18 protein-coding genes are annotated in these 26,298 nt (G+C 73.0%); 3 read left to right on the top strand and 15 right to left on the bottom strand.

Annotated features, from left to right (window positions below; translation table 11 throughout):
* Nucleotides 1-46: 46 nt before the first annotated feature.
* Nucleotides 47-550 carry a metallophosphoesterase family protein gene (locus ACGFWI_RS06795; RefSeq protein WP_393904839.1) on the top strand — a complete coding sequence of 168 codons (504 nt, stop codon included), beginning with the start codon at nt 47-49 and terminating at the stop codon, nt 548-550.
* Between the two features lie 35 nt (nt 551-585).
* Here ACGFWI_RS06795 and ACGFWI_RS06790 read toward each other — a convergent pair whose 3' ends face one another.
* The 10 genes from ACGFWI_RS06790 to ACGFWI_RS06745 form a co-directional block, all read right to left on the bottom strand.
* Nucleotides 586-1,092 carry a DUF664 domain-containing protein gene (locus ACGFWI_RS06790; protein ID WP_393904838.1) on the bottom strand — a complete coding sequence of 169 codons (507 nt, stop codon included), beginning with the start codon at nt 1,090-1,092 and terminating at the stop codon, nt 586-588.
* A gap of 430 nt (nt 1,093-1,522) precedes the next feature.
* Nucleotides 1,523-2,761, bottom strand: coding sequence for a cytochrome P450 (locus tag ACGFWI_RS06785; RefSeq protein ID WP_393904837.1), 1,239 nt, complete (start codon nt 2,759-2,761; stop codon nt 1,523-1,525).
* A gap of 184 nt (nt 2,762-2,945) precedes the next feature.
* Nucleotides 2,946-3,173, bottom strand: coding sequence for a hypothetical protein (locus ACGFWI_RS06780; RefSeq protein ID WP_393904836.1), 228 nt, complete (start codon nt 3,171-3,173; stop codon nt 2,946-2,948).
* A gap of 270 nt (nt 3,174-3,443) precedes the next feature.
* Entirely contained in the window at nt 3,444-6,299 is a 2,856-nt protein-coding gene (locus ACGFWI_RS06775; protein WP_393904835.1) for a condensation domain-containing protein, read from the bottom strand.
* The gene (locus tag ACGFWI_RS06770; RefSeq protein ID WP_393904834.1) at nt 6,289-8,199 is read right to left on the bottom strand and encodes an amino acid adenylation domain-containing protein; all 1,911 of its coding nucleotides are present in this window, start codon (nt 8,197-8,199) and stop codon (nt 6,289-6,291) included. The genes ACGFWI_RS06775 and ACGFWI_RS06770 overlap by 11 nt, the downstream gene beginning before the upstream one ends.
* Before the next feature lies 1 nt (nt 8,200).
* Nucleotides 8,201-10,144: a non-ribosomal peptide synthetase gene (locus tag ACGFWI_RS06765; RefSeq protein WP_393904833.1), complete on the bottom strand. Its 1,944-nt coding sequence runs from the start codon at nt 10,142-10,144 to the stop codon at nt 8,201-8,203.
* Complete coding sequence (locus tag ACGFWI_RS06760; protein ID WP_393904832.1) at nt 10,141-13,341, bottom strand: amino acid adenylation domain-containing protein; 3,201 nt, start codon at nt 13,339-13,341, stop codon at nt 10,141-10,143. Before ACGFWI_RS06760 ends, ACGFWI_RS06765 begins: the two co-directional genes overlap by 4 nt.
* A gap of 151 nt (nt 13,342-13,492) precedes the next feature.
* Entirely contained in the window at nt 13,493-14,788 is a 1,296-nt protein-coding gene (locus ACGFWI_RS06755; protein WP_393904831.1) for a non-ribosomal peptide synthetase, read from the bottom strand.
* A gap of 105 nt (nt 14,789-14,893) precedes the next feature.
* Nucleotides 14,894-16,210, bottom strand: a complete 1,317-nt coding sequence (locus ACGFWI_RS06750; RefSeq protein WP_393904830.1) for an MFS transporter — start codon at nt 16,208-16,210, stop codon at nt 14,894-14,896.
* Nucleotides 16,211-16,567: 357 nt separating this feature from the next.
* A complete protein-coding gene (locus tag ACGFWI_RS06745) occupies nt 16,568-17,143 on the bottom strand; it encodes a TetR/AcrR family transcriptional regulator (RefSeq protein ID WP_393904829.1) in 576 nt (191 codons plus the stop codon).
* 151 nt (nt 17,144-17,294) lie between these two features.
* Here ACGFWI_RS06745 and ACGFWI_RS06740 point away from each other — a divergent pair, with 151 nt between their 5' ends.
* Nucleotides 17,295-18,374 carry an agmatine deiminase family protein gene (locus tag ACGFWI_RS06740; protein WP_393904828.1) on the top strand — a complete coding sequence of 360 codons (1,080 nt, stop codon included), beginning with the start codon at nt 17,295-17,297 and terminating at the stop codon, nt 18,372-18,374.
* A gap of 87 nt (nt 18,375-18,461) precedes the next feature.
* Here ACGFWI_RS06740 and ACGFWI_RS06735 read toward each other — a convergent pair whose 3' ends face one another.
* Genes ACGFWI_RS06735 through ACGFWI_RS06715 form a run of 5 tightly spaced genes read right to left on the bottom strand, consistent with a single transcriptional unit; the run spans nt 18,462 to nt 24,530 of the window.
* Nucleotides 18,462-19,001 carry a nuclear transport factor 2 family protein gene (locus ACGFWI_RS06735; protein ID WP_393904827.1) on the bottom strand — a complete coding sequence of 180 codons (540 nt, stop codon included), beginning with the start codon at nt 18,999-19,001 and terminating at the stop codon, nt 18,462-18,464.
* Nucleotides 18,985-19,806 carry a class I SAM-dependent methyltransferase gene (locus ACGFWI_RS06730; RefSeq protein WP_393904826.1) on the bottom strand — a complete coding sequence of 274 codons (822 nt, stop codon included), beginning with the start codon at nt 19,804-19,806 and terminating at the stop codon, nt 18,985-18,987. The genes ACGFWI_RS06735 and ACGFWI_RS06730 overlap by 17 nt, the downstream gene beginning before the upstream one ends.
* A 22-nt stretch (nt 19,807-19,828) precedes the next feature.
* Nucleotides 19,829-21,100 (bottom strand): MFS transporter, encoded by a 1,272-nt coding sequence (locus tag ACGFWI_RS06725; RefSeq protein ID WP_393904825.1) that lies wholly within the window; start codon nt 21,098-21,100, stop codon nt 19,829-19,831.
* 50 nt (nt 21,101-21,150) lie between these two features.
* The gene (locus tag ACGFWI_RS06720; RefSeq protein ID WP_393904824.1) at nt 21,151-23,163 is read right to left on the bottom strand and encodes a PEP/pyruvate-binding domain-containing protein; all 2,013 of its coding nucleotides are present in this window, start codon (nt 23,161-23,163) and stop codon (nt 21,151-21,153) included.
* Entirely contained in the window at nt 23,160-24,530 is a 1,371-nt protein-coding gene (locus ACGFWI_RS06715) for an acetyl-CoA carboxylase biotin carboxylase subunit family protein (RefSeq protein ID WP_393904823.1), read from the bottom strand. The genes ACGFWI_RS06720 and ACGFWI_RS06715 overlap by 4 nt, the downstream gene beginning before the upstream one ends.
* A gap of 334 nt (nt 24,531-24,864) precedes the next feature.
* Between ACGFWI_RS06715 and ACGFWI_RS06710 the strand changes: the two genes are divergently transcribed.
* Nucleotides 24,865-26,148, top strand: a complete 1,284-nt coding sequence (locus tag ACGFWI_RS06710) for a PAS domain-containing protein (protein ID WP_393904822.1) — start codon at nt 24,865-24,867, stop codon at nt 26,146-26,148.
* Nucleotides 26,149-26,298: the final 150 nt, after the last annotated feature.

Here is a 26,298-nt window from a genome sequence, read left to right as displayed (position 1 = left end):
CGCACGCGTCCGCGAGCCCAGCCCAGCCCAGCAGAGGAAAAGCCCCGTGCGACTCCTGCTCATCTCCGACACCCATGTGCCCAAGCGCGCCAAGGCGCTGCCGTCACAGCTGCTCGACGAGGTGCCACGCGCCGATGTCGTCGTGCATGCCGGTGACTGGGTCGACACCGCCACGCTGGACCTGCTGCAGGCCCGTGCCCGGCGGCTGATCGGGGTGTACGGCAACAACGACGGCCCGGAGCTGCGGGCTCGGCTGCCGGAGGTGGCGCATGCGGAACTGGCGGGAGTCCGGCTCGGCGTGGTGCACGAGACGGGCTCGGCGCAGGGGCGGGAGCGCCGTTGCGCCGAACGGTTCCCCGAGCTCGATGTGCTGGTGTTCGGGCACAGCCACATCCCCTGGGACTCCACGGCGGACGACCGGCTGCGCCTGCTGAATCCGGGTTCGCCGACCGACCGCCGCCGGCAGCCGTACTGCACGTACATGACGGCGGAGCTGGCGGCGGGCCGGCTCGCCGCGGTGGATCTGCACCGCCTGCCCCGCAGGGGGTGAGGCCGCGGTGACCGTTGCGGGGCCCGGACCGGTTCTCACAGACCGAGCAGGCCGCGGACGTAAGCGGCCTGTCCGGCGTGCTGCAGATCGTCTGCGAGCACGCTGACGAGGCGGACTCCCAGGGTGACGGGCGGTGTCCAGGCGCGGTCGACGACGCGCTTCATGTCCTTGTCGTCGATCCCGGCGAGGTACTGCACGGTGTTGTCGTGGACAGCGCCGTGATAGTCGGTCAGGAGCTGTGCGCTCAGGTCGCTTACGGCCGCCACGTCCTTGCTGGAGTGGGCGTAGCCGGTGTCGTCGGGCGCGAAGGGGAGTCCGAAGCGGTCGTACCAGCCGTCCGAGGTCCAGATCTGCTCGGTGTCCGCCACCCCGGCGAGGTGATCGTCCTGGATCCTGGTGAGATGCCAGACCAGCCAGGCGATCGAATTGGCGTCGTCGGGGCGGGTGCTGAGCTCGTCGGGGTCGAGCCCGGTGACCGTGTCCTCGACGACCTCACGGATACGTCCGAAGGCGTCGACAAGCAGATCCGTGCTGGCGTTCATACAGGGCTCCTTTGCGGCGACGGAGGTCTTCGCGCGGAAGTTCCGCGGATACCGGTACCGGTTGACCGATGTGTCGCGCTCCGGTGGCGGTCAGGCACCCGGAGGGCGTCAGCCCCGGCAGCTCGCCCATGGTCGCAAGCCGGCCGCAGGAATCGGTGCGGGGCAGGCCGAGAGACGGGATTTTCCCGGCCCGGCGAACTCGATCGGACGGGCGGCGCTGCGCGCCCCGCAGGCGGCACGTTCCGGCACGGCCGCCCGCCCGCGGGCGCTCCGCGGCAGACCGCCCTATGTGCAGGGGGCGTTCAGAAGCCGCTGAGGGGCTTCGGCGAGCTGTGCCGTTGCCTGCTCTGGCACGTACGCAAGTGCCGGGAGGCGAGAGGTGCCGCCCACCGCCGCTGGGGAAGAGGCCGCGGTGAGGGCGGTCCGGGCGTCATCCGAGTGAGAGGGGGAGCCTGCTCAGGCCGCGGAGGGTGATGTGGTCCTTCCACCGGGGCGCACCGGCGAGCCGGAGGTTCGGGGCGCGCCGCAGGAGCAGGGCCAGGACGATCTGGGTTTCGAGGCGGGCGAGCGGAGCGCCCAGGCAGAAGTGGATGCCATGGCCGAAGGACAGATGGCGCGGGGCGCGGCCCACGTCGAGGCGGTCGGGGTGGTCGTACGCGGCGGGGTCGCGGTTCGCGGCACCGGTCAGGAGCAGGAGTGTGGTGCCGCGCTCGACCGGCACCTCGGCGACCTCGGCATCCTGCAGGGCGAAGCGGGCGACGAGTTGGACCGGCGAGTCGTAGCGCAGCAGCTCCTCCACCGCGGGTGCGATGAGGTCCGGGTCGCTGCGCAGACGGTCGAGCTGGTCAGGGTGGCGCAGCAGGGCGAGGGTGCCGTTGCCGATGAGGTTGACGGTGGTCTCGTGGCCGGCGATCAGCAGCAGGGTGCAGGTGGCCAGCAGCTCGTTCTCGGTGAGCGCATCACCGTCGTCGTGCACGGCGACCAGCGCCGAGAGCAGGTCGTCGCCGGGCGAGCGGCGGCGTTCGGCGACGAGTCCGCGCAGGTGGTCGGTGAACTCGCGCCAGGCCTGCGCCTCCTGCTCGGCGGCTCCGGGAGGCAGCAGGAAGTCGGGGACCAGGGCGCGGGCCACCGCGTGCGACCACTCCAGCATCCGGTGACGATCGGCTGCGGGGACACCGAGCAGTTCGCTGATCACCGCCACCGGCAGCGGAGTGGCCAGGTCCTCGATCAGGTCGACGGGCCCCTCGGCGGACTCCAGGGCGGTGAACAGCTCGGTGGCGAGCTCTTCGATGCGCGGCGTGAGACCTTCCACCCGGCGCCGGGTGAAGGCCTGGGAGACCAGGGAGCGCATCCGTGTGTGGTCGGGCGGATTCAGATTCAAGAAGCCCCGTACGGGCCGGCCGTCGTCGTCGACCAGCACCTTGGAAGCCGGACGGGCCCGCTCGCCGGTGAACCGCGGATCGTCGGCCTCGGCGTGTCCGAACCGTGCGTCGCGCAGCACCGCGGCGCAGTCCTCGTACCGGCTGAGCACCATCAGCTGTTCATCGATGCGCGCGACCGGCGCATGCGTCCGCCAACGGGAGTAGAGGGGGTAGGGGTCGGCCTGGTGCCGTGGGTCGAGCAGATCCTGGAGCGAGGGCAGGGGCGCCGTGGTGTCGATGTGGGTCATCGTTTCTCCTCGGGCGGATCGGCGGGTGCGGTGTCCTCCGCGGGTGCGCGACCGCGGTGTCCTGGGCGATCCGAGCGACCTCCCTGCGGATACGGTCTCGTGTGCGCCGATGCGCTCCGGCGCCGGGTCATCAGGGTTTCCGTCTCGGCCCGGGGGCCCCGCAGCCGTTCGGCGCGCGTGTGCATCAGCCGGGGGTTGCGCACCGCGTAGCGCCGGCACTGCTGCCGACGTTCGAGTAGCGGGCGCCGATGGAGAATTCCGCCGCCTCGGCGGTCTCCTCCACGGACGCGTCGGAGCATCCCTTGCGCGCACCGGTCCGCGTGGCCGCGTCGAGCAGCGGTCGGTGGGTGCGGGCCCTGGCTTCCGTCCTTGTCGGGCGGCGCTTGGGGGTGGCGTCGGCATCCGGGCTCATGGCGCCAACCATAGAGATCGTGATCACCGGCCCGGGGGCACCGGGCCGACAATCTCGGCTGCTCCTCCCGCGCCACCGGGGTAGCTGTCGTCTTCGGCGGGAAGCTCAAGGCGTACTGGACGCAGGACTTCGGCCACCAGTGGACCGCCGCTGACCACCAGTGGACCGCCGCTGACCGGCAGGGCCCGAGCGGGTCGCGGCAGGCCGGCGGAGGGAGAACACCCGGTGGTCGGGGCCATCGGGTGTCCTCCCGTCGTCACGCCACGCCGCTCACTGCTCGGACGGGTCGACCATGGCGGCCAGTACGGAGCGCCAGTCCTCGTCCGGCCGTGCGCGCAGGGACGGGGCCAGCCGGTCGGCGTGGTAGTGCCAGCGGTGGTTCAGGTCCGGATGGACCTCGTCCGTCTCACGGATCTCGCTGCCGCTGCCGAGCAGTTCGGTCAGTCCGGTGGCGAGGTCCCGCCAGGAGAGGTGTCCGCTGACGGCGTTGGCGACGCCGTGCACGGGGGAATCCAGACCGGAGACCACGGCCCGGGCCAGGGCCGCGGCATGCACCCAGGCCGCGCCGTACCACGCATTCCCCTGCGTACCCGGCCGCGGAAGGTCGATGGGCCGGCCCTCCCGCGCCGCCTGGTAGAGCACACCGGTCGCACCCCAGCGCAACTGGTCCCGCAGCCGGTGGTGCGGCCCCCAGACGAGCGGGGAACGGACGGCGCTCGCGCCGCCCCGGCCCTGGGCGCCGGCCGCCCTCAGCAGCAGCCCTTCGCAGTCGATCTTTGCCTGTCCGTACCCGCTCAGCGGCTGCCGCGGGGCGGACTCCTCGGCCACCCACTCGCCGTCCGGGTGTCCATAGGCGTCCACACTGCTGACGAAGACGAACGGGCCGCGCGACCAGGCGCCGACCATCGCGGCCATCGCCGTCACATCGACCTCGGGACGGGTGAAGGTACAGGCCGCGTGGATGACCGCATCGGCGCCGTCGACGGCCTTGCGCAGGCCGTCCAGGTCGGTGAGGTCGCCCTCGATGACGTCCACGCCCTCCGCGGCGACCAGATGCGCGGATTCCGGGCGGGCCAGCGCCAGTACGGGACGTCCCCGGGCGGCCAGTTCGCGCAGCACGAACGCGCCGACCCCGCCGGTGCCGCCGGTGACCAGGACCGTGCCCTCGCGTGAACGCCGCGGGCGGGAGGGGGCGGCCGAGGGCGCGGCGGCACGCTCCGCCGCACGTGCGTCCAACAGGGCGGTGACCGCCCGCGGGGTGCGGGCCTGCAGGATGTCCAGACCGGTCAGCGGCAGTTTCAACGCCTGGCGCAGACGCTCGGCGAGCTGGACGGCGATCAGGGAGTGGCCGCCGAGGAGGAAGAAGTCGTCGTCCGGTCCGGGCAAGTGGCCCAGGAGCGCGGTGAATCCTTCGGTCACGGCGTCGGCGCGCGCGCCTTCCGGTGCGGGGGCCGACGGGAATCCGGGGAGCCGGGCCGGGTCCGCCGCACCGCCGGCCGTACGCGGCAGGGTGTCCAGCAAGGTCACCGCTGCGGGTACCAGTTCCGCGGCCAGCGCCGTGCGCAGACGGGAGCGGAGCTGGGCGGGTGAGGGGCCGCCGATGCCGCGCAGTACGGCGTACGCCAGCAGCGGGCCGCCGACCGGTGCGACCACCGCAGCCTCGGCGACCTCGGGGTACGACCGCAGCAGCACCTCGGCCGGGTGCCCGCCCGGTTCGCCGCGCGGCGCCGGCGGCGCACCGGGCAGCCGGGACAGCCGAAGGCCCGGCTCGTCCGCCACGGCGGTGAGCAGGGCGGCGTAGTGGGCGCCGAGAGCGGCCGCCGCTTCCTCGTCCAGCGCGGTCCGGCTGTACTGGACGATCCCGGCGGGGGCGTCGGTGTCCACCATGCCGAAGGAGAGGTCGAACTTGGCTTCGCCGGCGCCGACTTCGACATACTCGTCCACCGTGCCCGGCAGCCGCAGTGTCGCGGGTGCGCCCAGGACGTCGGCGGTCACCCGGATCAGTGCCGTCCCGTCCGTGTCGCGGGCGGCGGCGCCGAGGCGCTCCAGGACGAGGTCGAAAGGGACCTCGCGGCGCTGCTGGGCGTCCAGCAGCGCCTCCCGCACGCGTTCCAGCAGCGCGGTGAAGGACGGGTCGCCGGCGGCGTTCACCCGCACCGGGAGGGTGTTGACGCACAGTCCGACCAGACCGCGCATGTCCGCGCCCTGCCGGTGGGTGCCGGCGACCCCGATCACCAGGTCGTCCTGGCCGGTGAAGCGGTGCAGAGCGGCGAAGGACGCGGCGAGCGCCACGGTGAACAGGGTGGCCCGGTGCTGCCGTCCCAGTTCGCGCAGTGCGGCCGGCACCCGCGGGTCGAGCGGAGCGGTGTGTGTGCCGGCCGGGCGGATTCCGGTGTCGGCGGGCGGTTGCGCGGGGCGGGGCAGACGCAGCGGGGAGACGCCTTCGAGGCGGCCGGCCCAGAGGCTCAGACCCTCTTCGAGGCGGTCGGCGGCCGCCTGCTCGCGGCGCGCGAAGTCCGCGTACTGCGCGGGCTCCGGCTGCTCCTCGGGGGTGGTGCCCTGGACGGCGGCCGAGTAGACCCGGGCCAGTTCACCGGCGACGGTATCCAACGAGGCGCCGTCGATGGCGATGTGATGGAACGTCAGCAACACCGTGTGATCCTGCTCCCCGTGCCGCAGGACCAGGGCGCGCGGAAGGGTACCGGCGGCGAGATCGAAGGGGCGGTGCGCCTCCTCGGCCAGCAGCGCGGCGGAGCCGTCCGCGTCGGACTCCACGACACGCAGCGCGAGCGCCTCCGGGGCCGGAAGCACTTCCTGGTACGGCGCACCGTCCTGCTGCCCGTAGCGGGTACGCAGAATCTCGTGACGGCGTACCAGCGACGTCAGCGCGGCGGCCAGCGCGTCCAGGTCGAGCGGGCCGCGCAGCCGGGTGGCGAAGGGCACGCTGTACGAGGCGTCACCATGGCCCAGCCGGTCCATCAGCCACATGCGGCGCTGGGCGTGGGAGAGCGGCGCGGGCCCTTGCCGGACGGTCGCGGGGGCGGCGGCGGGGCGGGCGGCGCGGGAGCGGGCCCGGCGCAGCAACTCCTCCTGGAGCGCCGCGGCGGCGGGGGTGTCAGTGGCCATCGGTGTCCTCCGGGGTGCCGGGGTGCAGATCGCTGTGCGCGGCGAGGAGGGCGCGCTCGACCAGCGCGGCGTGCCCCGCCACCGTGGGGGCGGCGAAGAAGTCGGCGAGCGTCAGCTCGACGCCGAGCTCCTCGCGGAGGTCGTCGGTGACCGCGAGCGCGAGCAGGGAGTGACCGCCCAGCGCGAGGAAGTCGGCATCAGGACGCGTGACATCACGGCCCAACGACCGGCCCCAGACCTCGGCGACGGCCTGCTGCAGCGGACTCAGCGGCCCGGCCGGCGCGTCGGGCCCGTCCGCGGTGACGAGATCCGTCAGCGCGCGGCGGTCGACCTTCCCCGAGGCGGTGAGCGGCAGCGCGTCCACGAGCTGGATCTCGTCGGGGATCAGATGGGCGGGCAGGACGGCGGCGAGCCGGTCCCGCAGGGTGCCGGGGCGGGGCACGGGTCCGGGCGAGGCCACGACGAAGGCCGCCAGGCGGGCGTCGTCGGGGGAGGGGCGGTGCACGGTGACGGCCGCGTCCGCCACCTCGGGCTGCTCCCGCAGGGCGTGTTCGATCTCCGCCGGTTCGATCCGGAAGCCGCGGATCTTCACCTGGTCGTCGGACCGCCCGTGGAAGTCGAGGGTGCCGTCCGGACGCCGGGAGACCAGGTCGCCGGTGCGGTAGAGCCGCCCCGACCCGGGGTGGTGGCAGAAGCGCTCGGCGGTCAGCTGCGGCTGCCCGGTGTAGCCGTGCGCCAGCCGGCTGCCGCCGATCCACAGTTCGCCGCGCTGCCCGTCCGGGACCGGCCGGCCCCCGTCGTCCAGCAGGTGCACGGTCGCGCCGGCGATCGGCCGGCCGATGGGCACTTGGCCGTCGCAGTCGGTGGCGGTGACGCGGTGGGCCGTGGTGAAGGTCGTCGCCTCGGTCGGCCCGTAGCCGTTGACCAGTTCCAGCCAGGGGAAGGCGTGGAGCACCTCACCGGCATGGTGCGCGGACAGCGCCTCGCCGCCCACGATCACCGTGCGCAGCAGCGAGAAGACCCGGGAGCGGCGGGCGGCCAGCTGGTGGAAGAGCGCGGTGGTGAAGAAGGCGACGGTGACGCCGTGGCGTTCCACGTGCTGGGCCAGGTCCTCGAACGAGGGGCGCTCGGCGGTGCACACCACCACGGCGGCGCCGTTGGCCAGGGCTCCCCATATCTCGAAGGTCGAGGCGTCGAAGGTCATCGGCGAGTGGAAGAGCACCCGGTCGCGGGAGGCGAGGGTGAGGTACGCCGGATCGGTGACCAGCTCGGCGATCGCGCTGTGCGGGACCGCCACGCCCTTGGGCCGGCCGGTCGAGCCCGAGGTGAACATGATGAACGCCACGGCGTCCGGGGCGAGTTCGGCTCCGGGGGCCGGGTCGCCGTTCACCAGCGGCTCGCCGGGCAGCGCGAGGGTGGCGCCGGCGGGAGCCGCCGATTCGAGGAGCTTGCTGTCGCCGACGGTCAGCGTCGCGCCCGCGTCGGCGGCCAGTGCCTCGGAACGGGAGCGCGGATGTGCCGGATCGAGCGGTACGCACACGGCGCCCGCCCACCACAGCGCGAGCTGGGCGACGACCGTGCGCGCGGAGCGCGGCATCAGCAGGGCTACGGAGTCACCCTGGCGCACGCCGTGCTCGCGCAGATGGGCGGCGAGCGCACGGGCCGAGGAGACGAGCTGCGCGTAGGTGAGCGTGGTGTCGCCGTCCGCCACGGCCAGGGCCTGCGGGGTCCGTGCGGCATGCCATGCCACGAGGGCCGTCAGGCCGGCCGCGGGTGTGGGCCGTCCGGCCGCCGGGGCGGGCGCGGAGCCGGACGGGGTGCGCTCGTCCTTCGGGGTGCCTTCGGTGGGCACGGGGCCTTCCTTCCGGATAGCGGGGGAGTGCGGGGTGCGGGTGGTCATCTCAGACTCCTGCCGGTTGCCGGGCGGCGCGGCGGGTGTCGACGAGCAGGGCCACCGCGCGCAGGTCCGGCTGGCGGAGCAGTTCGGGGGCGCGCAGCCGTATACCGCTCTCCTTCTCGATGACGGTCAGCAGCCGGGCGGCGAGCAGAGAGGTGCCGCCGGCCTCGGTGAAGTTCTCCGTCAGCGAGGTCCCGGGCCGCGCGAGCAGATCGCGTACGGCGCTCAGCACGAGCCGCTCGCCCGGGGTGGCGTCGGCGGACCGGTCGTCGTGCGCGGGGACGTCGTCGGGACGCGGTTCGGCGGTGGCGGCCGCCTGCCGGGTCAGCTCGGCCCGGTCCACCTTGCCGTTGGCGTCCAGGGGGAAGGCGTCCACGATCCGTACGTCCGAGGGCACCGCCTGCTCCGGCAGCCAGGCGCGTACGGCCGGCAGCAGCGCGTCCGCGGTCAGCACGGCGCCGGCCGCCGCCCTTACGTAGGCCACCAGGCGGGTGTGGCCGTCGGCGGTACGCGGCGCGGTGACGACGGCGCCGAGGACCGCCAGGTCCTGCTCGAACGCGGCCTCCACCTCGGCCGGCTCGATCCGTACACCGCTGATCTTGACCTGGTCGTCGAGGCGGCCGAGAAACTCCAGCTCCCCGTCGGCCGGCATCCGCACCCGGTCTCCGGTGCGGTACAGGCGCTCCACTCCCGGCAGAGCGAGGCCCGCGGGCACGGCCAGGAAGCGGCGCGCGGTCAGTTCGGGGTCCAGGTAGCCGAGCGCCAGACCGCTTCCGCCGATGAGGAGTTCACCCTCCGTGCCGCGTGCGACGGGCCGGCCGTCCGGGCCGGCGACGACCACGGTCACACCCGGAAGGGGATGGCCGATCGGCGGCGCGGACTCCGTGCCCGCCGCGCTGTCCGTGCCGTGCATGGCGTACACGGTGGAGACCACGGTGGCCTCGGCCGGTCCGTAGGCGTTGTGGACGGTGGCGGTCACGTCGGTGCCGGGCCGGCGGCGCATCCGGTCACCGCCCACAAACAGATGACGCAACGTCAAATCCTGTGGCCAGGGCCGCTCCAGCAGCGGCTCCACCATCGGGGTGGCCGCGACACCCACCGACACCGCGGACTCCCGCCACCAGTCGGCCAGCACCACCGGGTCCCAGCGGACCTCGTCCGGCGCGGGCACCAGAGCCGCCCCGGACGTCAGCCCGGCCCACAGCTCCAGCAGATGAGGATCGAACGCGACGCCGATCAGCAGGGACTGCCGGTCGCCGGGGGCCAGACCGCTCGTGGCGCGATACCAGCCCAACAGCGCGCCGAGCGCGGGCTCGCCGACGGCCACCGCCTTGGGGCGGCCGGTGGAGCCGGAGGTCAGCACGGCGTAGAACGCCCCGGAGGGCGCGGAACGGGCCGTGGCACCGGGCGCGGCGAACGCCGCCACCACCGTGGCGGTGGCGTTTGCGCCCTCGCCGGGCAGCGCCAGCGGCAGATGGCCGGCCGTCCGGTGCCGGGGCGGCAGGACCTCGGGGTCGCCGATCAGACAGACGACGTTCAGGTCCTCGGTGACGGCTGCGGTGCGGCGCTCACCGGGGCGGGGGCCCAGCGGCAGATAGACGGCGCCGATCCTGGCGAGCGCGACGGCGGTCACCACCAGCGCCGCGGAACGGTCGAGGCAGACGCCGACCAGGTCTCCGGGCCGTACCCGGTCGCGCAGCGTCTGGGCGACCTCGTCGGCGGCGGCGCCGATCTGCTGGTAGGTCCAGCTGTGGGCACCGTCGATCACCGCGGGAGCCTCGGGGGAGCGCCGGGTCCACTCCTCGAACAGGGCGAGCACTCCGCTCGCGCCGTCGGTCGCCGGGGCACCGGCGCGGGCGACGCTGAGCGTGCTGCTGTCCGGGGTGGGCCGTCGGGTGCCGGCGGTGGTCGTCGGGGCCGCCGTCCGGGCGGTCATCGGCTGGGTCATCGGGACTCCGTCACGGTGGTCGAAGCGGCGGAAGCGGGCACGGCGGCGGAGCCGACGGCCGTGCCGACGGCCGCCAGCGCGGTGGCCTGGTCGGCCAGCACCGGGTTCTGGAACAGCAGCCGCAGCGGCGGACGCTCTCCCAGCCGCGGTTCGAGCCAGGCCGCCAGCTGCGCGGCGAGCAGCGAGTGACCGCCCGCCCGGAAGAAGTCCGAGGACGCGTCGAAGCGGCTGTGTCCCAGAGCCTCCCGCCAGCCCTCGGCGAGCAGCTGCGTCATCGGATCGGCGGGCAGCTGCGCGGGCGCGCCGTGGCTCTCCTCGACGGGGGCGGCCGGCTCCAGTTCGGCGGCCCGGCGGGTCAGCGCGACGCGGTTCGGCTTGCCGCCGGCCAGCCGCGGCATGGTGTCGAGCCGTGCCCAGCGCCCCGGTACCAGGGCGCTCGGCAGCCGGCGGCCGAGCTCCGTGTGCAACGCCTGCTCGTCCCACGACTCGCTGTCGTCCGCGCTCTCCAGGAAGCCGACCAGCCGGGGCCCGCCCGGGGCTTCACGGTCCAGGACGACGGCGCAGGACCGGCCGCCGAGCGCGGCCGAGGCGGCGGCTTCCACCTCTTCCAGTTCGATGCGGTAGCCCCGCAGTTTGATCTGGTGGTCCCGTCGTCCCAGGAAGTACAGCAGCCCGTCGCGGCCGCGGTAGCCGAGGTCGCCGGTGAGGTAGACCCGCTCACCGCCGAGGGCCTCGACGCGGAGGAACCGAGCGGCGGTGGCCTCGGGGTTGCCGACGTAGCCCTCGGCCAACCCGGCCCCGGCGATGGCCAGTTCACCGACCGCGCCCGCCGGCAGCGGCCGGTGGTGTGCGTCCAGGACATGGATCCGTTCGCCGGGCAGCTCGGTGCCGAGCGGAATCTCCGCAGCGTCGGCGAGACCGTCCCGGGTGATCTCGTGGACGGTGGAGCTGATGGCGGCTTCCGTGACGCCGTAGACGTTGAGCACGGTGCTGTCGCTGTCGGCCAGGAACGCGCGCATCACGTCCGCCGGGAGGCGCTCGCCGCCGAGCACCAGCAGCCGCGGCGCCCAGTGGCCGTCGCGGAGCACGGGGCGCATCTCCTCGCGGGTGGCGAGGAAGTAACTGGTCGGCAAGTTGGCCACGGTGACGCGGGCGGCGACCAGCAGTGCGGCCAGCTCGGCGCCGGTCGGCACCTCGCGCTCGGGGGCGACCAGGCACGCCCCGGCGTACAGCGACGGCAGCACCTCTTCGAGGGCCACGTCGAACGACGGCTGGGCGAACAGCAGAACCCGGTCACCCGGGCCCAGGCCGAACCGGCGGGCCGCGCCGGTCAGATGGTTCTCCAGCGCCGCGCGGCCGACGGCGACGGGCTTGGGAATGCCGGTCGATCCGGAGGTGTGAATGAGGTAGGCGGCACCGGGCACGACCTCGGCCGCCCGCGCCGGCGGCAGGACCGGGGCGTCGACCGTGGCCGTCGGCAGGCCGTCGGGAACGGTGACGGCCGCGTCCGCTGAGGTCAGGACCAGCGCCGGGCCCAGCCGGCCCAGCAGCAGCTCCAGCCGGGCCGGCGGGTCGGACGGCGAGAGCGGGCAGTACACCGCCCGGGTCCGCAGACAGGCCAGCAGCGCCACGACCGAATCGGCGCCGCGGGGCAGCACGGCGGCCACCGGCTGCCCGGCGGTCACCCCCGCCGCCCGCATCCGCTGTGCCAGCGAGGTGACCTGAGCATCGAGGTCGCCGTAGGTGATCCGGCGGGCGCCGGTGAGCAGCGCGGGCAGGGACGGGTCGTGGGCGGTGGCGGGGTCGAGCGGATCGTGTTCCGGCGCCGGTGGCGCGGCGGCCGGGACGGCCTGCGGTGACGCCGGCGGCGCCAGGTCCGCGAGGGCGGTGCCGGGCGAGTCGAGATACGCCCGCAGCAGGTCGAGGAACCGTCCGGCGAGCAGCTTCGCCACGTCCTCGCCGAACATGTCGGCGTCGTAGTCCCAGACCAGGGTCATCCCCGGCGCGCCGTGCCGGGGGCCGACCCCGCGCCGGTCGTCGGGCAGCAGCACCACGTCCAGGTCGAAGCGTGTGGTGCCGGTGTTGAAGCCCTCGAACAGGGTGATGTCCAGACCGGGGACGTCGATCTCGGGCAACTCGGCGTCGTGTGCGCTGAACATGACGCTGAACAGCGGGTTGTCGGCGCCGGAGGTGTGCAGGCCGAGCGCGCGGGTCAGCTCCTGGATCGGCACCTCCTGGTGCGGCAGCGCACGGATGAGGGTGTCGGTCACCTCGTCCATGGACTCCTCGGCCGGGGCGGCCGGGTCCAGCCGGAGCGCGAGCGGGATGGTGTTGACGAACATGCCCACCGTGCCCTCGAAACCGCGCGGGCGGTTGCCGACGGCGGTGCCGATCACCATCTGCGAGCGGCCGCTGTGCCGGCGCAGCAGCTCGGCGAAGAGCCCCAGGAGCGTGGCGAACGGCGTCAGACCGCGCTCCCGGGCATGGCCGCGCAGCGCTTCCGCCAGATCCGCACCGATCGACTGCCGCAGCTGACCGCCGTGGTGCCGGCGCCGGGAGCCGGGCCGGGTCAGACCGGGCAGCGGCATGTCGTAGGACATCTCGCGCAGTTCACCGGCCCAGAACTCCAGACCGTCACGACGCTCCCCGGTCGCCTCGTCCCGGGAGCGGGCCCGGACATGGTCGGCGTACGAAGGCGCGGACGGCAGCTCCACCGGCTCGCCCAGGACGTGGCCCCGGTAGACGCTGAACACATCGCGCAGCAGGATCGCGAACGAGTGACCGTCGTGGATCAGATGGTGTTCGACATGGACGAGCCGGTGCCGGTGGTCCGCGAGCCGTACCAGCGTCCAGCGCAGCAGCGGTGCCTCGAAGGTGTCGAGCGGGGTCTCCGCCTCGGTGCGCAGCAGGTCCTGGAACGCGCTCTCCGGGTCCGCCTCCCCGCTCAGATCCACTGTGTGCAGGCGCGGCACACAGCCCTCGGCGACCCGCTGCCCCGGCATCGCCCCGGCGACGGCGACGAGTTCCAGCCGCAGGCCGGGGTGCCGGTCGAGTGCGGCGGCGAGTCCGTGGCGCAGTGCGTCGGTGTCGAGGGTGCCCCACAGGTCGAGTGCGGCGGTGAAGTTGTAGGCGCGGCTGCCCGGTTGCACCTGTTCGTGCAGCCAGACGATCTCCTGCGAGGAGGAGAGCGGAAGCATGGGCGATCCCTGAGGTTGTCGGGGCGGGTTTTCTCCGGCCGGGGCGTGGTCGGGCCCGGCCTGGGGTGCGCAGACCGGGCCGCGGATCGCGCGGCGAGTCTGGCGGTGTCGGTAAGTGAGTGGTGAGCGCGGGGCGGGGCCCCGGGGCAGGTCAGCCGGCCGTCGGAGCCGGGGTCCGCAGTGCGTCGGCGAGCGCGGTGAAGGCGCTCTCGGCGGTGTGGTCGGGAAGGATCGCGCGGTCCCACACCATGCGCAGATGCAGCTCGGGTCCTTGGGTGACGGAGACCGCGAACGGGCCGCGCACGGCCCTGCCGTCGATATGGATCTCACGGCCCGTCACCCCGCCCAGGCGGAGCGGGGGATGGCGCCGGGTGTCGTCGACGGTCAGCATGCCGTCCAGCCGGCCGGTCCAGCCGGAGCCGGCCGCGCGGGCGGCGTGCACCACGGCGTCGAAGGGGGTGGCGGCATGGTCCAGGTCGTCCCACCAGGCCTCGGCCGTCGCGGAGGCCGCGGGCGTGTCCCCGGTGGTGGTCGGGAAGACCACGGTGTTGAGGAAGCAGCCGAGCACCGGCGCGGCAGCGGCCGGCCGGCCGCCCCAGGGGTAGCCGAGCGGCACCACCTGGCCCGCCCCGAACAGCGCTGCTGCCGCCGTCCGGCAGGCGTTGAGCAGCTCAGGGAAGGGCACACCGGCAGACGGCGCGGGCATCCGCAGCGCGGCCGAACCGCTCGGCGCGGTCCCGGCGCCAAGGAGTTCCGGCCGTGGCGCGGGGGCCTGTTCGCGCACCGCGCGGAGCCGCTCGCCCCAGTAGGCCATCGCCGCCGGTGCGCCCGCGCGCTCCTCCGCGTCGAGCTGGAGCAGAACGGCGTCCCGGTAGGCGGCCAGCTCGGCCGCGATCTCGAAGGGAGCGGGGCCCGCGGCGCCGGGACCTTCCTCGTAGGCGGCGCCGAGTTCTTCGACGAGCCGGGCCAGCGACCGGCCGTCGCACGCGGTGTGGTCCAGGACGACGGCGAGCACCTCGTCCGCACCCTGAGGACCGTCCTGCACCAGGAACAGCCGCAGCGGCGAGCCCTGCGGGGTCCAGTCGCCCAGGGCGCGGCGCAGCACCGTGGCCGCATCCTCACCGGACGCGCACGTCATACGGGTCACCGGTACCTGCGGCTCTTCCGGGCGGAGCACGGGGGTGCCGCGCAGCACGGTGAGCCGGGCACGCAGTACGGGGTGCAGGGCGGCGAGACGGTTCGCGGCCGCCGCGAGGCGTGCCGGATCCACCGTGCCGCGCGGGAAGGCGAAGAACATCGGCACGAGATCCGGACGCCCCGCGGGGTCCATGGCACGCACCAGTGCAAAGCGACGCTGGGCGCCCGTGACGGGCAGCAGGACCGGGGCCCCGTCGCCGGAGTCGAGTCGCCGGTAGCGGGCCAGGTACTGGCTCGTGATGCTGAGCACGTGATCCTCTCTGACGTGGCGGACATGTATCGCCGGAAGTGATGCGGACGGGAAGGCCGTGCGGGGGAAGGCAGGAGGGGTGCGGCCGGACGCGGTGGCCGGCCGTCAGCCGATGGACGCGGGTTCGGCCGGGTCGGCGGAGCCCGACGGGGCGCCATCCGTGTCCGCGGCCGGCCCTGTGACCGGCAGTTCACGCATCCGCCGCAGCGGGGAGAGCAGCAGCGGCAGCGGTACGGCCAGGAATCCGGCCGCACACCACACCAGCGCCGCACGGGCCCCGAAGGCCTCGGCCAGGGCGCCGCCGGCCAGGGCACCGAGCGGCAGGGTGCCCCACATCAGGAACCGCAGCGTGGCATTCATCCGGCCGAGCAGCCGGGGCGGGCACAGGGCCTGACGGAAGCTCACCTGTGCGACGTTGTAGACCACGGCGCCGAAGAAGACCACGCCCGAGCCGAGAGCGAACAGCGCTGCCCCTGCGCCGCGTCCGGAGAGCGGCCACAGCAGCGCGAACGGGCCGGTGACCAGCGCGGACAGCCAGATGATCCTGGCCTGGCCGAGCCGGGCGGCGAGCCGGCCCGCGCACAGCGCGCCGGCCAGTCCGCCCAGGGCCGCGGCGGCCAGCACGAGGCCGACCACTCCGGGCGCAAGTCCCAGCACCCGGACCAGAAAGACGGACTGAGTGGCCATCAGCACCGCGGAGAAGAGGTTTGCCAGCCCGGTGGTCACGGCGATCACGCGCAGCAGGCGATGCCCGAACACAAAGCGCAGCCCCTCACCGATGTCCTGGCGCAGCGAGGCATCCGGCCGGCGTTCGGGGCGGGCCTCGGGCTGCTTGATGCCCCACAGGAAGAGCGCCGAGAGGACATAGCCGGCCGCGTCGGCGACGATGGCCAGGGCGGCTCCCAGCAGCTGGACGAGACCGCCGCCGATCCCGGGACCTGCGACCTGCGCCGAGGAACGGATCGTCTCCAGCGCCCCGTTGCCCGAGACCAGCTGGTCCTTGGGCAGCAGCTGGGGCAGGAAGCTCTGGTGGGCGACGTCGAAGAAGACGGTCGCCACGCCGGTGACCAGGGCGACGACGTACAACTGCGCCATCGTCAGCACACCGGCGACGGCGGCCAGCGGAATGCTCGCCATCGCCAGCGCCCGCACCACATCGGCGCGGATCATCAGCGGCAGCTTGCGCATCCGGTCGACCCAGGCCCCGGCCGGCAGGCCGACCAGCAAGAACGCGGCGGTCTCCGCGGCGGTGAGCAACCCCACCTGGAAGGCGGGGGCGTTGAGCTGGAGCACCGCGACGAGCGGCAGGGCGACCAGGGTGACCTGGGCGCCGAGTTGTCCGGCCGCGGCACCGGCGAGAAGAAGACGGAAGTCGCGCAGACGCAGCGGGCCGCCGGCTGCGGGTCGGGGTATGACGGGCATGTGGTCGACCATCGCCGAACGGTCGATCAGGGGTCAAAACCTGATGCACACTTTCGGCCGGATTTCTTCACCATTTACACACCAGAACAGAAAATTCTCCGTCAGATCCCGGCAACTACCGGATGACTGCCACACGTTGCCCCGCTATGCGGGAAGGGGATTCCATGGCGGTTGTACGGCCAGACCGGGCGATCATGCACAGAGCGTCACGTGCCGGAATCCGACCGAAAACAGTCGTTGATGTCCTCTTATTGACCGAAGCGTTCAGTTCCTCCGCTAGGACGCCGCTTCACGGAAGAGGACCCGGTCCCGCAGGTCATGGCGGCCGCGGGACGGGCGGACCGAGCGGAGTTCCCCTCAGGCCGGCCGGAGTTCCGCGTCGACGGCGCCACGGATCAGCTCGTGCGCGCGCCGGAGCGAGGTGGTGCCGCTCAGCCAGCGTTCGCTCACGCCCTCGACCAGGGCGGTGAGCCGCTCGGCCGCCGCGGACGGGTCGGTCCCGGAGAGCGCCGGATCGGACGCCTGGGCCCGGCGTATCAGATCGGCGAGGTCCTCGTTCCACTCGCGGGTCGCGGTGGCCAGCAGCTCCCGCAGGTCCGGGTCGAAGACGGCCGTGGCGCGCAACTCGCCCCACGCCGCGCTGTTCTCCCTGACGTGGGCCACGTCCTGCAGCTCCCGCAGCAGGATCTCGGTGAGCTGCGTACGGGGGTCGTCGGAGACATCGAAGGCTGCGTCGGTGTAGCGGACCGCCCGCCGGTTGATGAACTCCAGTGTGCGGCGCAGCAGTCCGGTGCGGTCCTTGAAGTGGTAATAGATCAGCGCGGTCGAGACGCCGGCCTCCGCGGACACCTCCTCGACGCGCAGCCCGCGTACGCCGCGCCGGGCGATCAGCCGGGCGGCGGCTTCGAGGATCTGGGTGGGCCTGTCCGGCATCACATGCTCCTGGGTCCGAAGAATCATGGTGGCTCGGCTCCGATCATGCCCTAACATCGTCCTGACCGAAATTTCAGTCAGGGGGCTGATCGTGAACATATCCCGACGTCAGACACTGCAAGCGGCGGTTGTCGCTGCCGTAGGCGGCGCCTTGGGCGCCTGTGGCACCCAGGACAGCGGCGGGCCCGCACCGCACGGCGAGCGCGCTGTCCCCGCGGGCGCGAACACGGCCGGCACGTGGCGGCTGCCCGAGGAGTCCCATCCACACGAGTCGACCTACATGGCGTGGCCCACCCGCCGGATCTGGGGGCCGGACATCGCCGGCGTGCGCGAGGACATCGCCCGCATCGCCCGGACGATCGCCGATTTCGAGCCGGTGGTCCTCCTGGCCAACGAGCCGGAGGCGCAGGCGGCAAGGCAGGCGTGCGGGTCCGGGGTGGAGGTCGTCCCGGTCCCGGTGGACGACCTGTGGATGCGGGACAGCGGGCCGGTCTTCGTCCTCGGGCCCGACGGCATCGCGGGCGTCGACCTCAACTTCAACGGCTGGGGCAACAAGCAGGACCACGGCCGCGACAGCCGGGTCGCCCGCGCAGTCCTGGACGAAGCGCACATCACCCGGATCAAGGCGCCGGTCACCGCCGAGGGCGGAGCGGTGGAGGGCGACGGCCAGGGGACCCTGCTGGCGGCCGAGAGCTCGCTGGTCAACGACAACCGCAACCCCGGCAGGTCCCGCAAGGACATCGAGCGCGCGCTCAAGGACCTGTTCGGCGCCACCACGGTGATCTGGGTGAAGGGCGTCAAGGGCAAGGACATCACGGACTATCACATCGACGCGCTGGCACGGTACTCCGAACCCGGCGTCGTGGTCCTGAGCACCCCGCCGAAGAACTCCCGCCCGAATGAGTTCACCGGCGCCTACGAGCAGGCCCGCACGGTCCTGGACCGCGCCGTCGACGCCCGGGGGAAGCGGCTCGAAGTCGTCGAGCTGCCCGAGCCGGCCGACATCGGGCGCCGGGGGAAGGGGTTCCTGGCCTGCTATGTGAACTACTACGTGGCCAACGGGGCGGTCATCATGCCCCGTTTCGGCGACAGGAAGGCCGACAGCAAGGCCGCGGCCGTCCTGCGGGACCTGTACCCGGGGCGGAAGGTGGTGCCACTGCCCGTCGACAACCTCGGCGAGGGCGGCGGCGGCATCCACTGCTCCACCCAGCAACTCCCCGAGGCCGGCTGAACGGCCCTGCCGGGGACGGCGGTTCGCCGGCCGTTCCGGTGCCGCCGGGCGCGGCAGCGACGAGCCGCTGCGCGCCCGGCGGGGGCCTCAGGTACGGCGCCCTCCACCGGCCAGCTGATTGAGCGGGCCGTCCGCCAGCGTCCCGCGCTGGTCCGTCACGACCGGCAGCCGCGCCATCGTCTCCGCCGGGAGGAGCCCGGTCTGGCCCAGCACCGCGGCCTGGTCCCAGTAGAGGTGCTCGCCGGAGACCAGCGCACCGTCGAACGACACCACCGCGATGAGCGGGATCTCGACGCGCCGCCCGGTCGGCGGCACATCGGGGAGGATCCACGGCACCTCCACGTCATGGGTGAACGAGACCAGCATTTCGTCGACGAGCCGTGTCCCGCCCGTGGTGCGGGTCAGGGGCTCGATGGCGAAATCCGGTGCGTTGTGGCCCACGAACCAGCGGCGGTAGAAGTGCCGCACGGACGCCCTGCCACGGGCACCCATGGCGGTGGGCACATGCACGACCTCCGGGGCGTCCGACATGGTGGCCATCGTCATGTCGAGATCGAGGGTGCTGAACTCGCTGCTGGTGTGCAGCTCCCAGACACGCTCCCGTTCCCGGTCAACTGCGCTGGTCACGGGCGGTCTCCTCGGTCTTCCATCCCCAAGCGGTGAGCATCCCGGGGGAGAGGTCGGCGCACCGGGGCGAGGACAGATCGTGCAGGGCCCGCTCGATCTGGGCCTCGTCCACCCGCCCGGTCGCCAGCATGCCGCCCCGTGCCCGGCTCCACGTATCGGCCCAGAAGCGGCTGACCGCGCTGTCCGGCACCAACGGGGGAACGTGGATCTCGGCGGCCACGTGGCACAGGCCTTCCTCGTGGAGGAGCTGCGGGTAATCCGGCACCCAGGAGATGTCCGTGCCGATGGTCTCCCGGAGCGCCTGCCACATTGCCCGCATGACCATGGTGTACGGGGTATGCGGCGCGGTGGCGCTCGTCAGGTCGACGGCGTCGCTGAGCACCAGCACACCATCGGGCGCGACCAGCGAAACCAGCTTGGCGATCATGCGGCGCCACGAGCGCAGATGCATCAGCACGAACCGCGCATGGACCAGCTGGAACCGGCCGGGATCGAAGTCCGGCGCGGTGATGTCGGCGCTCAGCGCCGTCAGGCCCGGTGTGCCGTCGCCGGCGAGGAACCGGGTGTCACGGTCCACCGCGAGCACCGTCCTGACACCGGCCGACTCCAGCAGCCAGCGCGCGAGGGTGCCGGTTCCCGCGCCCACGTCCAGGCAGTTCCAGCCGGGGCCGACTCCCAACGCCGTCAACCGGGCGGCGCTCACCTCGTCGTAGGCGAGCGCTCCCAGGTCGATACGACCGGCCTCGCCGGCCTCTTCCGGACGGAACATGCCTTCGCCGTAGCGCCCGGCATCCGTACCCCGCACGTCACCAGTATGACGGTGACGCTCAGGGGTTTCCTGCTGTGGTGACCAGCTCCGGAACCGGCTCCGCCGCCGGCCGCTTCCGGGGCCGTCCCGGGGCACGCCGCAGGATCACCTGCAGGACGAGCATCACCACGCCGGTGACCACCGCGCTGTGCCACAGCAGCGCGTCCAGCCGGCCCGCCGAGAGATAGGCGCCCGCGGCCACCGCCGCCAGTGCGCACACGGCCCGGTCCACGATGCTCTCGACGGACAGCAGCGTGGCACGCGGCGCACCCGCCGGGATGGCATCGTTCACCAGCTTGCGCTGGAGCGGATAGGCGAAGCCGGTGACCGCGGCGAACACGCACAGCAGGGCGACCACGGTCCAGGGCCCGCCGAGGGTGCTGCCCGCCAGCGCGGCCGCCATCGCGAGGCTGAGCAGCGAGACCCAGGCCACCGGTGACAGCCGCGAGCCGAGCCACTGCGGACGGGCCGAGGCCACCGCCTCCGCGACGGTCATGGCGGCCAGCACACCGCCGTGTGAGCCCTCCGGGATGCCGTGAGCCAGCAGCACCGGCTGGAAGAGGTTGACCTGGCAGATCCGCGAGAGCGTGAAGACGGCCACGCCCTGCACCATGAGCAGGGCGAGCCAGGGCGTGGCGCACACACAGCGCAGTGCCTTGGTGGCATCGCGCAGAAACGCGAGCCCGCCGCGCGAGGTCTCCTCGGTCCGGTCCCGGCCGGCGGGCGCGGCGTTCCGCGGCAGCACCATGGCGCAGACGAGCGAGCCCGCCGCGCTCGCGGCGCTCAGCACGTACGGCGTGGCGTGCGCGAGGGCCATCAACGGACCGACCAGCGGCCAGCACAGCACCTTCGCGGCCAGCCCCAGCGCCCGCGCCTGCCCCTCGGCCTTCAGATAGTGCTCTCCGGCCCCCTCGGCCGCCAGGCCGTCGTAGAGATAGGCGCTGGCGGCGCCGGAGGTCAGCGAGCGGCCGGCGGCGATGGCGAGGAAGTGCACCAGGAAGCCGGTGTAGCTGGGGGAGAGGACCGGGGCCAGGTTCGCCGCGGTCATCACGACGGCACCGGCCCGCAGACAGTTGCGGGCACCGATCCGGTCGGCCACGATCCCGGTCGGGATCTCGAAGAGGCAGAACGCGACGTAGTAGATGCTCTGAATGCCGAAGATCTGCCCGTCGGAGAGCCCCGCCTCCCGCTGGTAGGCGTAGAAGACCGGCATCCACCACAACAGGTTGAACAGCAGCTGGAAGCCGTTGTTGAGCCTGATGATCCGGCGGGCCCGCGGCGTCAGGGGCACACCCGCGGCCCGGGGACCGCGGGCTCCTCGCAAGGCCGTGAACGGGCGGATCACAGCGCGTAGGGGCGGATCTGGACCAGGCGGAAGTCCCCCTGATCTGTCATCAGCCACTCGATGTCCAGCGGATGGTCCACATCGGTGTCGTTGAAGTGGGACTGGAGCAGCCGCCCGGTCAGGGCGAGCCGGGCCAGCTTGTCCCGGGTGCCGACGGGCAGGTCCTTGCCGGACGAGCCGAGCGCGACGGTCCGGCCGCCGCCCTCGACCGTGTTGTACAGGTACTGCAGCGGCAGCGTCGTCCCGTCGACGACCGTCTCGGGCGAGCCGGGGGAGCAGTTGACGTAGACATTGCGGAAGTCCGTGCGCCGGGTCGGGTCGCAGGTCACCAGGACGCCGCCGAGGTCCGCGGGCACATACCGCTGGATGATCACACCCATGTATGTGTCGTCCAGGGAGATGCCCGCCTGATGACGCAGCCGGACGCTGCGCGGCGACAGCAGAGAGGCCCACACCTGGCGTACCGCATCGAGGAGTTCGTCGGCGTCGTGGACGGTGCTGATGGAGTCGTAGACCCCGGCCGCGGAGAACCCGGGGAGGTCCTCGGCGTTGGAGGAGGAGCGCACCACGAGACGGTTGCCGGCGTCGGGTCCGTCGGGCAGCGCCTGGGTGATCTGCCGGGTGACCTCATCGGGCATGGGGGTGTTCCGGATGAGCTGCTGCAGATGCAGACAGAGCGCGTCCAGCACATCGACGGCGTCGAGTTCGAGGGCCATCTTGAGCTTGCCGAGGCCCTGTTGCACGGCCGGCGAGGACGTCAGGAAGCGGTGCTGCAGGGCGAAGGGGAGGGCGATTCCGTCCGGCGCGGCGATGGTGTCGGCCACGAAGTCGGCGGCCCGTTCCCGCAGTTCGGCAGGCGATGCGTCCGGGGTGCCCAGGCGGGCCGCGAGGTGGCCGTAGAGGTCGGTGCGGGGCGGCCTCGGCTGCCCGTAGAAGGCGGTGAGATCGGCCGAGCGGCTGTCGAGGACGTGATGGAGCTCCCCGAGGTTGGCCGCCTTGGTGCCGTACCGGTCCTGGTCGGCGCGGCGCAGCCGGTGCAGGAACAGCGCGGGCACGTCCTCCAGCAGTGGCGGTTCCATCCGGATCCGCTGCTGGTGCCAGGCCGGGGCGTCCAGCGCCGGGACATGGGCCAGCGGGGCGAGGGTGATCTCGTCGTCCTGCACCCGGTAGCGGACCCATGCGCCGTCCAGGCCGTCCGCCTCGACGAGGCGCTCCAGGTCGCGCACGATCGCGTTGGGGATGCCCCAGCCGGAGGCGAGGACATTGGTGTGCGAGAGCGGTGTACCGGGCGCGGTGTTGAGGAAGCCGGCCACCCGCGGCACATCGTCCGGCAGCGACGGCATGGCCACGATGTCGGACCAGCCCAGCTCGCCGGCCGCGGCCACGTACTCCTCGGGGGTCCGGAAGTAGCGGAGCCGGCCGATGGCCTCGCCGGGGTTGAGCGGGGTACGGGTGCGGTTGCCGAAGAGTTCATGGCCGAGGATCCGCGGCACCCGTACATCGCTGATCGCGGCGAGTTCGTGCTCCTGCCCGTGGTTCGCCGGTTTCAGCAGGAGCGGCAGCCGGCCGTCGACCCGGTGGCGGACGAAGGTGTAGAACTCCTCCAGCAGCCGGCCGTTCATGGTGTCGGCCTCGGTCGTCTCCAGGACGAGGAAGGGCCGTTCGCGGCCCTCCGGGTCCTCGTCGGTGTGCAGCGAGAGCACACCCAGCAGGAAGCGGCGCTCGGGGTCCATGTAGACCGAGGCGTTGAAGGCGTCCAGGCAGTCGTCCAGCGCGGCCAGCTCCATGCCGAGGACGCGGGTGGCGATGTAGTTGACGTGGAACGGGTGGGCGGCGGTGTCGAGCAGATGCCAGGTGTCCTCGATGCGGTCCACCACGACCTTGAGGTACGGGTGGCCGGCCAGGACACCGGAGAGGGTACGGAAGAGCGGCAGCGAGAGGTTCTCGCCGATGACGGTGCGATCGGTGACCGGGCCCGGCGCGCCGGAGGGCAGGACGGCGGTGGTCATGACTGCGCCTCCGTGGTGCCGTGGGGGAGGATCTGCGGGAGGGCGTCCACCAGGGTCCGGAAGTCGCGGATCACGGTCTCCGGGTCGGCGGCGGACAGCAGACACAGCGCCGCCATGGTGTTGGCGCCCGCGGCCGGGTCGTACACCGGCACCAACGTCCCGTCCGGGAGGGAGTTTTCGTCGACCACGGACAGCCGGCTGCCCGCGCTGACGGGCACGGTCTCGCGCACCGTCGGGAAGTCCCAGATGCGCCGGTCCGGCCAGGCGTCACCGGCGCCGTCGACGGCCAGGACGACCAGGGATCCGGCCGCGCCGTCCGCCTCCTGCGGGGTGCGGGCCTCGGCGGGCCAGGAGACCGGACGCCCCAGAAGGTGGTCGGTGAGCATACCGATCAGGTCCAGGCCGAAGACCTCCTCGATCTGCGGGACGGTCATCGCCCCGCCGAACCGGGCGGCGGTCTCGATCACCCACATCCGCCCGTCGGCACCGAGCTTGATCTCGGTGTGCGTACCGCAGTTGCGCAGCCCCAGCGCGTCGACGGCATCGCGCGCGAGGGCCACGATGCGCCGCTGGGCATCGTGCGGCAGCGCGGCGGGGGTGATGCCGGCGCGCTCGGTGAACGGCTCCACCGTCGGCATCCGCCCGCTGAGACACACCGGGCGGAAGTCGCCGTTCACCACGACGCCTTCGACGCTGACGTAGTCGCCCCAGCCCTCCTGGCCGAACCACTCGGACGCGGTGCCCTGCACGATCTCCTCGACGAGGAAGTCCGCCCCGGCACCGGCCACATGGAGCTCGGCGTAGCCCAGTTGCGCGGATTCGGCCATCACCTCCCGCGCCCGTTCCCAGGCCGCCTGCACCTCGCCGGCGCAGCGGATGATCCGGTGGGCGGTGGAGCCGGCGCTCCAGGCGGCCTTCAGCAGCAGGGGGAAGCGGAGCGTGGCGGCCGCGTCGTGCAGATCCTGCTCGGTGGCGACGGGACGGAACCGGGGCTGGGATATGCCCTGGTCCTGCCAGGTGCGCCGCATCATCCGCTTGTCGCGGGCGAGGGCACAGGAGCCGCCCGCCCCGGCGAGGCCGAGCTTCTCGCAGGCCTCCGCGACCGCGACGACCGCGTACTCGGAGAAGGTGACGACCGCGTCCGCGCCCACCGCCTGGGCCCGGGAGACGATCAGGGACACCAGGTCGCGCCGTTCGGGCTCGGAAGGGCTCAGCACCGAGGCGCACAGCCGGTCCACGGATGCGGCCACGGTGGGCGGGAGCGCGCTGAGCGCCAGCAGGTGCACTGCCGACCGTGCGGCGACCCGTGACAGGGCGTACCCCAAGGGCGGTCCGCCCTTGGCATACACGAACAGCACCTTGCTCACTGGAATCCGACTCCTCTTCATACGGGTATGGACCTTCGCAACGGCCGAGGACGCCCGGATCTCACGTCCGGACGCCGTGCCTCAAGCGAAGCAGCCGTGCGGCACACGGTTCCCCGCATCGGGCCGCAACCGCTCAGGCAAATGCCAGAGTTGTGGATACCGTCGAGCAGCGGTGAAGGTTCCGTGATGCCGTATGGCGGCCGCAGCAATGCCGGGGTGCGCGGACGCCACCAGATCGGCCGAGAACCGGGCATGCCGCGCAACGCAGGGGGATACGCATGGCGATGGCGCGCCGTCCGAACCCGTTGAACTCTTTACCGCAAAGGGGCCCGTCGTGGACGAGACCAGTCTGAAGTCGCTGCTCGAACACCTTCCGGTGTCCTGGTGGGAGGCCGACCGTGAGCTGCGCGTGATCGACAGCGGCGGTGGTGCCTTCGATGACACGCTGACGGCCCAGCGGTTCCTCGACACCGTGCGCAGAGAGCTCCCCGCACCCGCCGCAGCACCCGAAACCAGCCATTGGCAAGCGCAGTTCGACGGTCGTGTCTTCGATGTGAACTGGCCCCTCGGCGTGCCCCGGCAGGGCCGCTCCCGTGGCCTGGCGGTGGAGGTCGCCACGCGTGCCCCCGGCGTCCGCCGCTACGACGCCTTCGCGGACCTCGCCCCCGCCGCGGCCTTCATCCGGGACGCGGACGGGCGCTACCTCTGGGCGAACCACGCCTACGCCCATCTGTACGGGACCACACCGGAACACGTCATCGGCGCATACGTCGCGGACGTCGACGGCCCCGCCGACTGTCCGCAAGTCCTCGACTTGGACCGGGAGGTACTCGCCCGCGGCAAACCCGTGCGGCACACCCTCACCTACCACCGTGCCGACGGCACCAGCGGGCAGGCGGCCGGGCATCGATTCCCCGTCCGGGAAGGGGGCCAGGCCTGCGTCGCGGGCATCTACGTCGACATCAGCGACTACACCCGCGCCCTGCGCCAGCGCCGGGAGGCCGAGGAGAGCCTGCATGCGCTGCGCGATCACAGCGGACTGGCGTGCGCCCTGATCTCCGCGGGCGGACGGATCCAGCAGGCGAGCGCGGCGGCCGCCGAGCTGCTGCAGACCCGGCTGTCGGACCTCGTCGGCCGCCGTGCGCACACCGTGCTGGCACCCGCTCCGGAGTTAGGGGCACTGCGTCGCAGCTGGCACGATCTGATAGCGCGCCGCAGCCGGCGGATCCAGACCTCCGCGGTGCTCCAGGACGCCCGTGGCCGGCAGTGCCGCGCCCGGCTGCATCTCACCACGGTCGGCCGGAGTGCGGACCGGGCCACGAGCGTGTGGGCGGTCGTCACCCACCAGGGACTCGCCCATGAGGCGCATCCCCCGCTGACAGCCAGTCAGGTCCGCATCCTGTCCCTGCTGGCCGCCGGCCGCAGCAACGCGGAGATCGCCACCTCCCTGCACCTCTCCCGGCAGACCGTCGACTACCACCTCAGCCGTCTGCGCGACCTCCTCGAAGCCCCGACCAGACCCGCCCTCGTAGCCCGCGCCTATGTCCTGGGCATCCTCGCCCCCCAGACGTGGCCGCCCCGCTCGGCCACGGCCTGCCATCCGCACAGCGCCACCTGAGCGGTGCGGCGCCGGGCCGAGGCCTCGCCCGCGGACGGCCCGACGCACCGGGGAGGCGGACCGCCGGACGAGGTGCGAGAGCACCCGCTCCCACGCGGTGGCCGAAAGCGCAGTGTTGGGCCACCCGGCTGATTGTGGCCGACGGGCGTT

It is taken from the genome of Streptomyces sp. NPDC048434, from assembly GCF_043200375.1.
Lineage (GTDB): Bacteria > Actinomycetota > Actinomycetes > Streptomycetales > Streptomycetaceae > Streptomyces.
Note: the sequence above shows the minus strand (reverse complement) of the source record. Positions and strands in the feature narration are given on the sequence as shown.